The sequence below is a fragment of the Pseudoalteromonas sp. TAE56 genome (genome assembly GCF_000497955.1).
In the GTDB taxonomy this organism is placed as follows: domain Bacteria; phylum Pseudomonadota; class Gammaproteobacteria; order Enterobacterales; family Alteromonadaceae; genus Pseudoalteromonas.
The window spans coordinates 12696-27420 of sequence record NZ_AUTN01000072.1; the positions used below are offsets into that span (position 1 = coordinate 12696).

Genomic DNA, 14725 nt, shown 5'->3' on the forward strand with positions numbered 1-14725 from the left:
AACTGAATCGTTTAGGAATTCAAAATGAAAAACTATTTACTCGCACTATTGATTTTTATTGGGTATCTATCACCCATTCAAAGTGTTTTCGCTAGTGAAGATGAACATGAAGGCGAAGAAGGCATAAGCAAAATCGACAATAACATGGCAAAAAAGGTTGGTGTTGAAACAGCCTATTTAGCTTCAAAAACGTTGAACCAAACTATCCCTGTATACGGCTCTACGACGATAGGCGCTGAACAATTATTTCAAGTTAGCGCTAGATATAACGGCGTTATAAAGACAATAAACTTCACTGTTGGTGATACGGTAAAAAAAGGCGATCTATTAGCCGTTATTGAATCTAATGAGAGCTTAAATACTTATAAAATAACATCGCCTGTTTCTGGGACTGTTTTACAGCGAAATGGAAATATTGGCGGTATCACGCAAAACACTAGCTTGTTTGAAATCGTCAAATTTGACACCTTGTGGGCTGAATTTAAGGTGTTTACCAGCCAATATAATCAAATCAAAGTCGGTCAGCATGTTGATATTGAGCAAGGTGAACACGCATTCAGTTCAGTCATCACTAATATTATTCCAGCTAAAGATCAGCCTTATGTTTTAGCACGGGTACGATTAAACAACACTGAGTTAAAGCTAACGTCAGGTCAATTATTAAAAGGCAACGTAAAGATAAACCAATTTGAGGTGGATTTAGCGGTCGAGAAAGTTGCCATACAAGAGCTAGGTGGACAATTAGGTGTCTTTGTAAAAGAAAATGAAGAGTACGAGTTTGCACCACTTGTCCTTGGTCGTTCAGACAAAAACTATATCGAGGTCATTGATGGCCTCAGTAAAGACGCTGAATATGTAAACAAAAACAGTTATCTGATTAAAGCAGATATCTTGAAATCTGAAGTAGAAGACGACGATTAGGAGACGCAATATGATTGAATCAATTTTGCGTCTTGCAATAAATAGGCGCTATTTAGTATTAAGCTTGCTGATGGTAATCATCGGCGTTGGTATGTGGAGTTATCAAAAACTTCCCATTGATGCTGTTCCAGATATAACAAACGTACAGGTACAAATAAATACCTCTGCCCCCGGTTATTCACCTTTAGAAGCGGAGCAAAGGGTAACTTTTCCAGTAGAAAACGCATTAGCTGGACTACCAAAGCTGTCTCACACCCGCTCTCTTTCAAGATATGGTTTATCCCAGGTGACCGTTATCTTTGAAGAGGGAACCGATATTTATTTCGCACGCAACTTAATCAATGCAAGATTAGCTGCGATAAAAGGCGTTATTCCCTCTGGCTTAGAGCCAGAGATGGGTCCTATTTCCACAGGGCTTGGTGAAATATTTATGTATACCGTACAAGCTTCTCCTGACGCTAAAATGCCTAATGGAGAGCCTTATACCGCTATTGCCTTAAGAGAAATACAAGACTGGATCATTAAACCGCAATTGGCTCAAGTTAAAGGCGTCATTGAGGTCAACAGCATCGGCGGCTATAACAAGCAGTATCATATAACGCCGAAACCCGAAAAATTACTTTTTCATCAGGTAAGCTTTGAAGACGTTTCTGATGCATTACGTAAAAATAATGATAACCGTGGCGCGGGTTATATTGAGCAAAACGGACAACAAGTGTTAGTGCGCTCCATCGGGCAACTTGCGACAATGGATGAAATCCTCAATGTCATCATCAAAAAGAACGATGGTATTCCTGTAAAAATAAGTGATGTTGCCAATGTTGCTATAGGCAAAGAACTTAGAACAGGGGCTGCTACTCGTAATGGCATTGAGACAGTGCTTGGTACAACCATGATGCTGATTGGTGAGAATTCTCGCACCGTTGCTTTAGAAGTGGAACATAAGCTCAGCGAAATACAAAAATCTCTGCCAAAGGGCATTACCGCAGAGCCTGTTTACGACAGAACAACGTTAGTAGATAAAGCGATTGCAACCGTTACCAAAAACCTCGTTGAAGGTGCGCTTTTAGTTATTGTTGTGTTATTTATTCTACTTGGAAATTTACGTGCAGCTCTCATTACCGCTGCTGTTATCCCTATTTCCATGTTAATGACAATCACAGGTATGGTGCAAGCAGGAGTATCTGCCAATTTAATGAGTCTCGGCGCATTGGACTTTGGCTTGATAGTGGACGGGGCTGTAATCATCGTTGAAAACTCTGTCCGTAGGTTAGCACAGGCCCAACACAACGGTCATAGGCAAGACTTAAGAGAACGCCTAAATACCGTTTTTGAAGCCACTTCAGAAGTGATACGTCCAAGCTTGTTTGGTGTGGCAATTATCACTGTTGTTTACATCCCCATTTTCACGCTAACTGGCGTTGAAGGGAAAATGTTCCACCCTATGGCGGCAACTGTCGTTATGGCGTTAATTTCCGCAATGATCCTTTCAGTTACACTGGTTCCTGCTGCTGTAGCTGTGTTTATGAAAGGTAAAATCAGCGAAAAAGAAAGTGTAGTTATTCGTTCAACCAAGTCTATTTATGAACCATTGTTAAAAATGGCGATGAAATTTCGTTGGATTATTGTTTCATTCTCAACGCTGTTAATGGGGTATAGCCTTTGGTTAGCAACTACGCTTGGGACAGAATTTGTTCCTCAATTAAATGAAGGTGATATTGCACTACAGGCATTAAGAATTCCATCGACTGGCCTAGAGCAATCAGTAGAAATGCAAGAAGTACTTGAGCAACGTATTAAAGCGTTTCCTGAAGTTGATAAAGTATTCTCGCGCATTGGCACACCAGAAGTAGCAACCGACCCAATGCCACCGAGTATTGCTGATATCTTTGTTATTTTAAAACCACGTAAAGAATGGGCCGAACCTTCAAAACCAAAAAGTGAATTAGTTGAAGAAATGGAAAAAGTACTGAAAAACATTCCAGGCAACAACTATGAATTCACTCAGCCTATTCAAATGCGTTTCAATGAATTGATTTCTGGCGTTAGAGCTGATGTCGGCATCAAAATATTTGGTGATGATTTGGATCGGTTATTACTTACCGCAAAAGATATTCTAAATATTGTGAAAACCGTGGATGGTGCCGCTGATGCTCGAATAGAACAGGTCACAGGTGTTCCATCTTTATCAGTAATTCCTAAACGAGAAGCGCTTGGTAGGTATGGATTGAACGTTACCGAATTGCAAGACTGGGTTGCCACTGCGATTGGCGGTGAATCTGCGGGGATCATTTATGAAGGTGACAGACGGTTTGAGTTAGTTGTTCGCCTACCAGAGCAAATAAGAACGGATATCGATAGCTTGAAGCATCTGCCGCTTCCACTTGAGAATGGTAACTATGTGCCAATTGAAGAAGTTGCAGAGCTTAAATCAGAGTCTTTACCCGCGCAGATTAGCCGAGAGAACGGAAAAAGAAGAGTTGTGGTTACCGTCAATGTTCGTGGTAGAGATTTAGGCGGTTTTGTAAAAGAAGTTAAAGCTAAAATTAATCAGGAAGGAGAAATTCCAGCAGGATACTGGCTTGATTATGGTGGAACGTTTGAACAACTAGAATCAGCAAGTAAGCGATTAAGCCTAGTTGTACCGATAACATTGGTTGTTATCCTAGGTATTTTGATTATAGCATTTGGTTCATTAAAAGATGCATTAATCATTTTCAGTGGCGTGCCTTTAGCATTAACAGGGGGCGTATTTTCACTTTATTTAAGAGACATGCCCTTATCAATTTCGGCAGGTGTCGGCTTCATTGCATTGTCAGGTGTCGCAGTATTAAATGGCTTGGTTATGTTGGCTTTTATTCGAGATCTTTGGCATGAAAAAGGCGACCTATACGTAGCGATCATTGAAGGTGCCATCATTCGTTTAAGACCTATTTTAATGACGGCACTGGTCGCAAGTTTAGGTTTTATTCCAATGGCGTTAAACACTGGAATTGGTGCAGAAGTACAACGACCACTAGCAACAGTTGTTATCGGCGGTATTGTATCTTCTACCATTTTAACTTTGTTTGTATTGCCTATTTTATATCAATGGGCGCATGGCGCTGAGAGTAACAAACAGCAATCCGACGAAATCTAAAAGCAAAAAAGCAGCTTAATTACTAAGTTATGCCTAATTAAGCTGCTTTTTATATTGTATGCTCCAAAATTTTATTGATAAAACTTACTCTGCTTCATCCCTACAATTTTCATTTAAAAACTCAAACTCTATCGTCGTATGCGATAAATGATAGGAAGATAATTTAGCTGCAACCTCTTGTTTAAGCTTAATTAATTCTTTAACGTCAAAGTTGTCACTCAGCTCAAGGTGCGCTGTTAAAACGTGACTTTCACCATCCAGTGACCAAAAATGCATATGGTGTATACCATTTACTTCAGGAAATTCAATTAATGACTGCTTAATACGCTCTTGGGTCTCTTTATCGGGTGCAGCTTGAAGAAAAAGCACCAATGTTGATTTAAGATTTTTGAAAACGTTAAATAAGATAAACAGCGTAAACCCTATTGATAATAGAGGATCTAATATCGGCAGTTCAACGAACAACAATACAATAGAGACTATAAGAACGGCAACCCAACCGAGTACATCTTCAAGTAGGTGCCATGTCAGCACTTTTTCATTTAGTGTTTCACCCGCTTTTAATTTGAATACCGCATAACCATTTACGGCAACACCGAGTATGGCTAGCCCTAACATCCCCTCAACTACAGGCATTTCAGGATTGGACAGCTTAGGTATTGCTTCAAATAAAACCCAAATAGAGCCGATAATCAAAACAATACTATTTACCAATGCACCAAAAAGTGTAAGTCGGCGATAACCATAGCTGAATTTGTCTGATGCTTCTTTATCTGAAAAACGACTTAAAATCCACGCAAAACCTATTGAAAGACTATCACCAAGATCGTGAACGGCATCCGCCATTATCGCCGTACTGTTTGTGAGCCAACCACCTATAAATTCGATAATGGTAAATATCACATTAAGGAAAAATGCCCAACCAATCCGGTCGTCTTTACCATGCTGATGACTGTGACTATGGTTGTGCATTTTGTACCTCCAGTACTTTTTTATTTCTTATTTTTGATACATTCATATTAATCAAATGTCGGATCACTCGTTGATACAACCAACGTTTTACACCTGATAGATTAGTACCTTTTTCGAGATAGAACTTATCTGGTGAATCATAAAGCCCAAAGTCGTCATGAATACCTTCTTTTTGAATATAGGTATCCTCTCCACGCCAATCCGTACCGGGTGAAGATAAGCACTTTGTTGCAACACCATAACCACAAAACTCATCTTTTGCTTGGCTAAATTTCTGCTGTAGTGAGCTTAAGTATTGCTCATCCAATATAAAGCCCTCTAAGTTTATCCAACGCCCTTCAAAGTAAACTTCTACCCAACTATGAATGATGTATTTAGGTGCTAACCAAAATACAAGCTTAGGATAGCACCTTTTTATAGTTGCTGATCAATGGTAAAACCTTGGAAACGACACTGGATACCTAGTCCACGCAATAGTGCCATTAACAGATTACCCTTAGTATTACATTGTCCATAACCATCTGCTAGCACATCGCTTGCTGAAATATCATCACTCTTGTTATAGCCAAACATTATTTCATCTTTTACAAACTGATAAGCGGCACCAATTTTGTTGAAATTATCCAAATTTTTCCACCCTCGTTGATCGATCAGGGATTGGATATCTTTGTGTTCAAAATTAACGATATTCGTATTGTTTAAATATTTCTCAGTCATTTTTATATATCCCTTTCGTTGCATACCTATACTATAGATCCTATAGTAACTATAGAGTCAAATGTCTGGGGGAAATTGATGAAAATAGGCGAATTGTCAAAAAAATCGGGCTGTTCAATACAAACGATTAGATATTATGAAAGAGAAGGATTACTGTTAAATCCAAACCGTTCAGAAGGTAATTTCAGGCTGTATGATAGTAAAGCACTTAAACAATTGGAATTCGTAAAGCATTGTCGCAGCCTAGATATATCACTCAATGATATTAAACGTCTTATCGAATTAAAAAATAAGCCAGAAGAAAGCTGCTCTAGCGTTAATGCATTAATTGATCAGCAACTTGCACTAGTGAATAAACGTATGAAAGAATTAAGGGCGCTTAAAGCTGAATTACAACAGATGGCAAGTGCTTGTGGTTCAGACAATACAATTGAAGCGTGCGGCATCATCAAATCATTGGATAGCTAAACTAAATATAACTTTAGATTAGTAGTATTCACAAAGGCAATAATGTAAACCATTGGCAAATTAGCACAATCATTAAATTTAAATGTAGAAACCATTCGTTTTTATGAACGAGAAGGGCTGATTACACAACCTGAAAAACCAATATCTGGTTATAGACAATATGACGAAACAATAGCAGGACAACTTAGGTTTATCACAAAAGCCAAAGCGCTCGGCTTTACGTTAAGAGAAATAAAATCGCTAATGTCTATGGACAGCAACTGCACTCAAGTTGAGCTATTAAGCCGACAAAAGTTAGCAATCATTCGAGACAAAATTAATGACCTTCAACGTTTAGAGAAAGTAATTGTGGATATGACAAATACCTGTATGCAAAACGAAGATCCAACACATTGCCCCATAATTGATTCATTAAAATGATTGACTCCGTACTTATATACGGAGTTTAGAATGATGGTAATATCAACCAATAGACTTTCAAATGATAAATAAAATATTAGACAGAGTAGGCTCTAGTGGCGTTTGGCTAGCGGCACGGCCTGCTTCCCTGCATTAAGGTCACTTGCATCGGCATTAGGACTAGGCTTCTTCTCTCACTTCGAAGGAATAGCTGTAAATACGCTTTTACCTATTTTTGCATCTTTGGAACTATTGGTAAACTTATACAACTGGCACAAAAATAAAAACCATACCAGAGCTGTCTTCAGCATTCTAGGGCCTGTAGCAGTGCTATTAACGCTTTATCCTCTTTGGCTATATGATTGAAGCACATACCTATTTTACTTTGGTATTTGCTTAATGGTCGTTATGTCGGTTTTGGATATCGTAAAACCAGTAAGGGAGCAAACATGCAACGTATGGCTAATTGCCGTCGTTGAAACGATTAACGGTCAATGTCTGCTTTTCGCTCTTTGCCGAAGTTCGGCTCAGTGCCAGTTGCAGACGTTCGATAATGAGATTCATGAGCCAAAATTTGCTCTTATTCTCTCTTAGGGATTTTCTAATTAATTAGCTTTCACGCGTTGTTTACGGCATCTGCAACTTTTTCTGCAATTTCATATACCGTATTAGTTGCTGAATTAAGAGCAAACTTATCCACAAGCGTAGGACTCAACTTCATAATCTCATCTTTACTAATATTATGCCAAATAGGAAGAATGACTTTTTCACCCTCCATCTCTTTTGCGACTAATCCATTTAGTTCATATTGTGTCCAGTTTTTTTCGAAAAAACTTTTAGATAAAATAATTAAACCAAACCTAGATTGAGAAAGGCCTTTATCAATGGACTTCCTTAAACTATCACCAATTCTTAGTGCGTATTCATCATACCAAACTGAAACTCCCTGTTTTATGAGCTCATCTGCTAATGATTTCACAAAATCAGCTTTATCTTCAGAGGCGTGTGAAATAAATAAGTCGCTTGCTTTACCATCTTGCTTAGTTAAATCCTTAGCAAAACTGATCGGCATATTTTTTAATTGAGACAATATGTTTCCCTGAATTTTTAATTCTTCATTTAATGATTGATTAAGTGCAATATTCTTTCTTTTTTGAACTTTACCACCAAATTTTTCTTTATTTCGCTCAGCTAACTTTCTGGTTTTTTGAGCTATTTTTGACTTAACTTGTCGTCTAGCTTTAATAACAGACTTTTCTTTACTTTTTAAGGCCTTCCTTAATTTATGTATATCGTCATAAGGATCTGCATTTTTTAATTTTTTTACTGCCCACTCGAACTCTATCTCTCTAGTAATTACATTTTGTTCAAGTTTTCGTATTTCTGCATCTAGAAAGTTAACACCTTTATATTTGGGATGTTTCAAATTTATTCCTTAAATGCTTAACATTTCTTAGTGTTCGAAGGGCACATCTGAGCGGATGTAAAGCTCGCCTTTATAATCTATATAGTTTTAACAAATAACTTTAGATATTACTATCACAGTTTTCCATTGTATTTAACCAACCTCAATGGCCGGTAATCGCTCATACCCGAATTCTTTTGTAGCGGGCTAAGCTTAAAACTCCATAAACACCGGAGTACAACTAATGCACCAGTTAACAATATATCAGCCTAAAGAGCCTTGGAATAAAAATAAGCTTGTAGGACAAAAGTTACCTCTGAAATTACAGCAAATATGGGCTATCCGAATACGACTAGAACTTTTTCATAAAATAAGAGATCTAGCACTATTTAACCTAGCCATAGATAGCAAACTAAGAGGGTGTGATTTAGTTTCACTAAAAGTTAACGACATCGCACATGGTAAAACAATTCAATCAAGGGCAATAGTCGTTCAAAAAAAGACTGGTATGCCCGTCCAATTTGAAATTACTGGGAATACAAGGAAATCAATTGTGGCGCTCATAGAGCAATTTACTCTCAACTCTTATGATTACTTGTTTAAGTCACGAATTCATTCCTCAGAACACCTTTCAACCCGTCAATATGGACGTATAGTTGATTCTTGGGTCACTTCAATTGGGTTAGATAAGACTCAATATGGCACTCATTCTATGAGACGTACTAAACCATCACTAATTTACAAAAAAACTAAAAATTTAAGAGCCTGTCAGCTTCTACTTGGCCATAGAAAACTAGAAAGCACTGTCAGGTACTTGGGAATAGAAGTTGATGATGCGTTAGAAGTATCAGAACAGATCGATGCTTAAGTTTGAACCAATGCCAGACCTGAAGTAAGCGTCTGGCATTGGTTTCTAAAAAAATGTTAATCCACGCTACTTTGTTCTAAGAAAATCATAATGAAGCTGTATCAATATTGATTTGATAAGGCTTACTGACAAATTCAGCCATTTTTATACACTCCTTAACTGCAAACCCTCGTCCTTTGTAGTTTGCGAAAGCAATATGAGTATTATCAGTTAACACTGCATATAATCTATAGTCATGTGTGTAGCCTTTTCTAGGTATAGCTTTAAAACCTTTAATATCTGATAATTTATAAACACGTTTAAAAATAGTATATAAACTACTCGACTTTAATTCCAAGGTTTGTTTTGCGAGATCAAAACGACATACATAGCCACCAAACGAACCACTCCACCCTAGCCAGCATATAAACCCAGATACCCATATCGGTAATGATTTTGCTTCATCAGAATTAAACACATTAATTAGCCCGATAAATAAAAAGAAACCACACAACAAAACTAGCAATAATCTAGTTAACCTCGGTTGTCGATAAATAGCTAGCTCACTAGATAGTTCTTTAAAATACATTACAGCACTCCGTATTTAACTAAGCCGGCAATGGCTGTAAAAACAAAAAATGGCAGGGATAGTTTTATTAGCGATTTGCGAGCCCATATTTCAATGAAAACAAGATCTTCACTATTAAAATCTTCATCTTCCAGGTGAGAGTTTGAATTAGCTTTTTTAGTATCATGAGTAACTTGAGGTGAGTTATATAATTCACTTTGAGCAAACCTTATCGGTGTTTTATTAGGCCAATCCGATATGGTTTCAACTGCAGTAGTATTATATTTCGTATATAAAAACGAAATGAACATCTTAGCATCTGTATACTGTTTAAATTCATATAACTGATCAACAAACTTAATTTGATAAGGGCCTTGCGCGCCTATACTACTTAATTCAAATGATAGTGTATCAAACGGTACAACAATTTTACTTCTTTGAAAGTAACCCCATAATGCGGTTTTTAAATTAAGCTGTTTTTCTGTCCCGTTAAACTCTAAGCGGCTCTTTCGACCAAAAAGCAATATTGATATACTTAAAAAGAAGCTTGCAGAAATAGCGAAGAAAATACTTTCCCCTCCTTCGCTTGTTACTGTCATCACAATGCTAGTAATTCCAGGAATAAGCATAATAAACGCAAAAATTTTGCTTGTCATTTCGCGTCTTGAGGGCATTGTTGTATTACCACTTTGATCTGTTTTGAGAACTTTTTTTACAAGCTTGGATAGATTGTTATATTCCATTACTTCAACCTTAAAAATTAATTATTACCTTATTTACATTAACAAAAAGTAGCTAAGTAAACCTTATCTCACGATACTTATATCGCTCCTTATACAGAAGCAAAATTACTATTTACAATACAACAGTTAATTCAAGTCAGGAAATCTTAAATGCATTTGATATAAAAAGATGACCGTCTGCTTCTCGCTCTTTGCCGAAGTTCGCCTAAGTGCCATGAGCGGGCATTAAAGCGTAACTCGTTTCTGCCCCAAAACGTGTTGAGGCGAATGCCTCAAAAGAGCGAATAGCGGTCATTAGAAAATTATTTTTCAACACTGATTTTGTGTCTAATTGCTATGTGTTTCTCCTATATTCAGGAAAACGACCCATTTGGTCGTTTTTACCTTTTTCATAATCTCTATAATGATTAAAAGTTTATCTGCAGCAACAAGTTAGTTAGTGTGGTAGAACTGGTACAATGATAAAAATGACCCGCGGCTCGGTAGAAAAACGACCCAATGGGTCGATATTAAATTGTTAGCTTCCAAGGAGTAACATGCAACCAATTTGGATTGACAAGATAGAAGTTGCTAGACGACAGATTACTGAAGCAGTGACTCTGTTTTTTGAGCTACGTGATTTTGTAGTGATTCATACTGTTATTGCATCTGCTCATCAGGTGTTAATTGATGTGGGCAAAGAGCAAGGAATAGTAAGTGTAGTCAAGAACCCAAAAGGCATGACGAGAGAGGAATTCAGGAAGCATGTAAGAACTGTCAATGAACCTTATAATTTTTTCAAACATGCAGATAAAGATCCTGAAGGAAAGATAAATATCGCTCCAATTGAGAGATTTACATCTGATTTCATGCTTGATGCAATACTAATGCTTCAAAATATTTCGGGTGAAATTCCTCTCGAAGCAAAGGTCTTCTGGAGTTGGTTTGTCAGTACATACCCAGATGAGTTCAGCGATTGTCCTGAAGATGGAGCCCTTAAGCACCTGATGTCTTTAGGGCTAAATGAGTGGGATTTTCCTACAATCAGGCAGTTTCTAACATTTGGTGAAATCATGCAGGAAGCTAACAAGTAAATCCAGGTGACGCCTAGGGCGCACCTGATTTAGGCATTATGTAACTCAATTTTAAGGTGTATCAATGAATGTAATTGTACCTGCAAGTGAAAAAGCATTTAGGCTGTATCATTCACATTGCATTTCCCCTGATTTAGATACTTTATTCAATTTATTAAATGCAATTCATAGCCTTAATGACAAGTTAACAAAAGCTAAACTGTTTAATTTCTTTGATATGGATGAATTTATTGCACTGAAAGCACTGCGCAATGTATTTCATCATCAAGAGGAGTTGTTAAATGAGTTGAGACTAATTCCAGTACAAGAGTTACCACCGATTACAACTGATTTATTGTACTTGTGTTTGGTTCCATCAGAATTGGTAGATAAATCGATTGAAACTATCCCCAAAAAATATCGAGTCAGCGAAGAACCTATTATTAGATCTACTTTGGGGTGGTATGGTGAAGTTGTTAATATAAATCCATGTGTTTTCAATTTTATGGTAAAGCTTTATGAAGCAATATCTAACACTGAAATTGAATTAACTGGTGATGAATACTTGGATTTTGATAACTCCTATAAATTTGAAGCTGATAATGGGCATTCGCACTTTATAACTGGTGTTATCAGTTGCCACGCTGGCAGTGTAAATGTCGTATTAGAAAAGGCGTTTGCCAACGTTACATAACAAGACCTTAACGTAGAATTCGTATTTGTTGGCTCGGTTTCGTTTCGCTTTAGATTTTGTCAACTATTACACAGTGCTTAAGGCGAGTTATTTAACGCAAGTGAAATTTGGAGTTTCGATTGAATAAAAATATAGAAAAAAAGATCTATCAAATTCGAGAGATTCTAGCTCAATTTGAAAAGGCTGACTTTCATAGTATGACTAGCTTTTATTTTTCATCAGGCTTTCCTGCTGGCTGCTGTGGAGATGCTACTGATTTACTTGGCATATATTTATTGAAGCATCACAGTCTAGAAAGTGACTATGTTTGTGGGCATGGGTTAGGGGATAACTCAAACCAGACACATGCATGGCTAGTATGCCAAGATTACATTATTGATATTACAGCTGATCAGTTTAACGATGATGGCTATGAGCTACCTTCTGTCATCATTGAAAAACAAAGTCCATTTCATGAACTATTTTATGAACTTACCAGTCGCCCAATAAGTGTTGAATATCTCAAAGGTACTGGTATTCCAAGTGTATTGGCAAAAGTAATGTCAGTAATGCAAGCACGGGAAAATGAACTATAAAGGAACTTGGTGGCGCGTCTTGCAATGAGCATGATAAAGATGCTCAGCGTCCGCTTCTGGCACTTAGCTGAACTTCGCCAAAGAGCTACAAGCAAACATTGAGTTATTGGTTTTAATAATTAGCTTTTAACTAAATTTAAATAAACTTTAAAGCTGGTAGTTTGATTATTTGAACTGACCTCTATATCTCCACCGTTTGCTTGCGCTAGAGCTTTAACTATTGCAAGCCCTAAACCTGCTCCGTCACTGTGTCGTTGCCGCGACTTATCAGGTCGATAAAAGCGGTCAAATAAATAAGGTAAATGCTCAGAAGGTATTCTCTCCCCTGTATTAATCACTGAAATGCATATTTTTTCAGCGGTGGTCATTTCACTGTTTACAGTGATTGATGAGCCTTTTGGAGCGTACCTAATTGCATTGGATAGTAAGTTTGATAATAATTGACGAAAGTGTAATTTGTCACAATAAAAACAAAGGTTTTGACCTTTTTTATTAAATGCAATCAATGAGTCTTCAGCCAAAGCGTCAAAATACTCAAATAACACTTCAATTTCATCATGGCTTTTTAGAGTGTTTTGAACTGGTTTAATTAGCCCGTTTTGAGTTTTGGCGAGCCAAAGCATATCACTAACCATTTTCGTTAATCGCTCGAGTTCTTCTAAGTTAGAAAATAATAATTCTTGATACTCTTCCAACTGCCTTTTTTTAGATAATCCAACCTGTGTTTGAGTAATTATATTCGTTAGTGGAGTTCGTAGTTCATGAGCAATATCACTAGAAAAATTTGATAAGCGAATAAATTCACCCTGGAGCCTGTCGAGCATTGAGTTAAACGACTGCACCATATTAACAAGCTCAATAGGCACTTTATTTTCATCGAGCCTTACATCCATTTTATTAGTTTGGATATCGTGTATTTTCTGACTTAAACCTCGTAAAGGGTTTAATCCTTGATGTACAGCAAACCAAGCCACCAATGAAATGAGTACCGCTGAGCCAAACATAATGGCCCAAAGGCTTTGTTGAAATTGATTGAGAAAGTGTAAATGAAAGCTCATGTCTATCGCTGTAGTAATTTTGTATTGCTGTTGCTCAGTACTTAAATTACTCACCAGAGCTCGGTAGGTGTGGGTATCATTTTGCCATGAGGTAATGTTGTTACGGTTAAAGCCAGTTGAAGCCTTAGCACTCATTACAAAATCACTAAAATCTCGTTCAGAGCTTTGAAAAATGAGATCTCCTTTTGCGGTATTTACCTGATAGTAAACACCGTGATGACCCGCTACAGCGTTAGATAATTCATTTTTAAATTTCAGGTTTGATTTATAGTGTTGTCTTAAAACTAATTCAATAGATTGATTAATAACATGCAGTTCACTACTATCTTGCTGGAAAAAATGATGTTTTATCGAACTATTTATTAAGGTGGCAACTAAAGTTAAGCACGCAATAACGGTTACAGCCACAAACAACACAACACGCATCGTAAGTGATAAAGGCCGTGACTTAATAGCCATCAGTTTCAACCTCTAATTTATAGCCCATACCGCGAACTGTATGAATTAATTTAATAGTAAAGTCATCATCAACTTTTGCTCTTAGCCTACGAATGGCAACATCAATCACATTGGTGTCGCTATCAAAATTCATATCCCATACTTGAGAAGCAATTAACGAACGTGGCAGTACTTCACCTTCGCGCCGTAACAATAGTTCAAGTAAGCTAAACTCTTTATTACTCAATAAAATACGCTTGCCTGCACGTTGTATTTTTCGCTTTGGAATATCCATTTCTAAATCAGCAACGATCAGTATATCGTCAACTGTTTGTACTGCACCACGGCGAATAAGAGTGCGTACTCTTGCTAAAACTTCAGCAAAAGCAAAAGGCTTTATTAAATAGTCATCAGCACCAAGTTCGAGCCCCTTTACTCTATCGTCTATGCTATCGCGAGCAGATAAAAATAGTACTGGGGTTTTGTTATCTGCTTCACGTAGCGACTGTAAAATTTTCCAACCGGATACGTCAGGTAACATGACATCAAGTATTATTACATCAAATAATTCGGTCATTGCTAGGTGATGACCGTCAAGACCATTGCGCGCCAAAGAAACCTGAAAACCAGCTTCACTTAGTCCCTGTTTTAAATAATCTCCCGTTTTTGCTTCATCTTCAACAACTAATAAGCGCATACAATTCCTTCATTAAAGTCCTAACAACTACC

15 protein-coding genes and 1 pseudogene are annotated in these 14725 nt (G+C 37.2%); 9 read left to right on the plus strand and 7 right to left on the minus strand.

Annotated features, from left to right (window positions below; genetic code table 11):
* Positions 1–24: 24 nt before the first annotated feature.
* Together L656_RS0106185 and L656_RS0106190 are read left to right on the plus strand one after the other, a co-directional pair.
* Complete coding sequence (locus L656_RS0106185) at positions 25–921, plus strand: efflux RND transporter periplasmic adaptor subunit (RefSeq protein WP_002962254.1); 897 nt, start codon at positions 25–27, stop codon at positions 919–921.
* A 10-nt stretch (positions 922–931) separates the two neighbouring features.
* On the plus strand, positions 932–4060 hold the full coding sequence (locus tag L656_RS0106190; protein WP_002962253.1) for an efflux RND transporter permease subunit: 3129 nt from the start codon (positions 932–934) through the stop codon (positions 4058–4060).
* Between the two features lie 84 nt (positions 4061–4144).
* Here the strand turns inward: L656_RS0106190 and L656_RS0106195 are convergent, their stop codons facing one another.
* Positions 4145–5032 carry a cation diffusion facilitator family transporter gene (locus L656_RS0106195; protein WP_002962252.1) on the minus strand — a complete coding sequence of 296 codons (888 nt, stop codon included), beginning with the start codon at positions 5030–5032 and terminating at the stop codon, positions 4145–4147.
* A pseudogene (locus L656_RS01000000121985) lies at positions 5019–5749 on the minus strand (transglutaminase-like domain-containing protein). Before L656_RS01000000121985 ends, L656_RS0106195 begins: the two are co-directional and overlap by 14 nt.
* A gap of 78 nt (positions 5750–5827) precedes the next feature.
* On the opposite strand from L656_RS01000000121985, the gene cadR reads away from it, so the two are divergent.
* From cadR to L656_RS1000000123665, 3 genes are all read left to right on the plus strand, one after another.
* Entirely contained in the window at positions 5828–6217 is a 390-nt protein-coding gene (gene cadR / locus L656_RS0106205; RefSeq protein WP_002962247.1) for a Cd(II)/Pb(II)-responsive transcriptional regulator, read from the plus strand.
* A gap of 51 nt (positions 6218–6268) precedes the next feature.
* The gene (locus L656_RS0106210; RefSeq protein WP_028834999.1) at positions 6269–6637 is read left to right on the plus strand and encodes a MerR family transcriptional regulator; all 369 of its coding nucleotides are present in this window, start codon (positions 6269–6271) and stop codon (positions 6635–6637) included.
* A 102-nt stretch (positions 6638–6739) separates the two neighbouring features.
* Complete coding sequence (locus L656_RS1000000123665) at positions 6740–6982, plus strand: MerC family mercury resistance protein (RefSeq protein WP_327077832.1); 243 nt, start codon at positions 6740–6742, stop codon at positions 6980–6982.
* 250 nt (positions 6983–7232) lie between these two features.
* On the opposite strand, the gene L656_RS0106220 is transcribed toward L656_RS1000000123665, so the two are convergent.
* The gene (locus L656_RS0106220) at positions 7233–8042 is read right to left on the minus strand and encodes a toll/interleukin-1 receptor domain-containing protein (RefSeq protein WP_002962239.1); all 810 of its coding nucleotides are present in this window, start codon (positions 8040–8042) and stop codon (positions 7233–7235) included.
* 223 nt (positions 8043–8265) lie between these two features.
* Between L656_RS0106220 and L656_RS0106225 the strand changes: the two genes are divergently transcribed.
* Complete coding sequence (locus L656_RS0106225; RefSeq protein WP_010388419.1) at positions 8266–8889, plus strand: tyrosine-type recombinase/integrase; 624 nt, start codon at positions 8266–8268, stop codon at positions 8887–8889.
* An 85-nt stretch (positions 8890–8974) separates the two neighbouring features.
* Here L656_RS0106225 and L656_RS0106230 read toward each other — a convergent pair whose 3' ends face one another.
* Positions 8975–9457 (minus strand): hypothetical protein, encoded by a 483-nt coding sequence (locus L656_RS0106230; RefSeq protein WP_010388418.1) that lies wholly within the window; start codon positions 9455–9457, stop codon positions 8975–8977.
* On the minus strand, positions 9457–10179 hold the full coding sequence (locus L656_RS0106235) for a hypothetical protein (protein ID WP_024598539.1): 723 nt from the start codon (positions 10177–10179) through the stop codon (positions 9457–9459). The genes L656_RS0106230 and L656_RS0106235 overlap by 1 nt, the downstream gene beginning before the upstream one ends.
* Positions 10180–10715: 536 nt before the next feature.
* Here L656_RS0106235 and L656_RS0106240 point away from each other — a divergent pair.
* The 3 genes from L656_RS0106240 to L656_RS0106250 all read left to right on the plus strand — a co-directional run bounded on the left by L656_RS0106240 (position 10716) and on the right by L656_RS0106250 (position 12500).
* Positions 10716–11252, plus strand: a complete 537-nt coding sequence (locus L656_RS0106240) for a hypothetical protein (RefSeq protein WP_024598540.1) — start codon at positions 10716–10718, stop codon at positions 11250–11252.
* Positions 11253–11316: 64 nt separating this feature from the next.
* On the plus strand, positions 11317–11925 hold the full coding sequence (locus tag L656_RS0106245; protein ID WP_024598541.1) for a hypothetical protein: 609 nt from the start codon (positions 11317–11319) through the stop codon (positions 11923–11925).
* A 197-nt stretch (positions 11926–12122) separates the two neighbouring features.
* Positions 12123–12500: a hypothetical protein gene (locus L656_RS0106250; protein WP_241763422.1), complete on the plus strand. Its 378-nt coding sequence runs from the start codon at positions 12123–12125 to the stop codon at positions 12498–12500.
* A 119-nt stretch (positions 12501–12619) separates the two neighbouring features.
* Here L656_RS0106250 and L656_RS0106255 read toward each other — a convergent pair whose 3' ends face one another.
* Both L656_RS0106255 and L656_RS0106260 read right to left on the minus strand, forming a co-directional pair.
* Positions 12620–14017 carry a heavy metal sensor histidine kinase gene (locus tag L656_RS0106255; protein ID WP_010388405.1) on the minus strand — a complete coding sequence of 466 codons (1398 nt, stop codon included), beginning with the start codon at positions 14015–14017 and terminating at the stop codon, positions 12620–12622.
* On the minus strand, positions 14007–14693 hold the full coding sequence (locus L656_RS0106260) for a heavy metal response regulator transcription factor (RefSeq protein WP_010388408.1): 687 nt from the start codon (positions 14691–14693) through the stop codon (positions 14007–14009). Before L656_RS0106260 ends, L656_RS0106255 begins: the two co-directional genes overlap by 11 nt.
* Positions 14694–14725 lie beyond the last annotated feature (32 nt).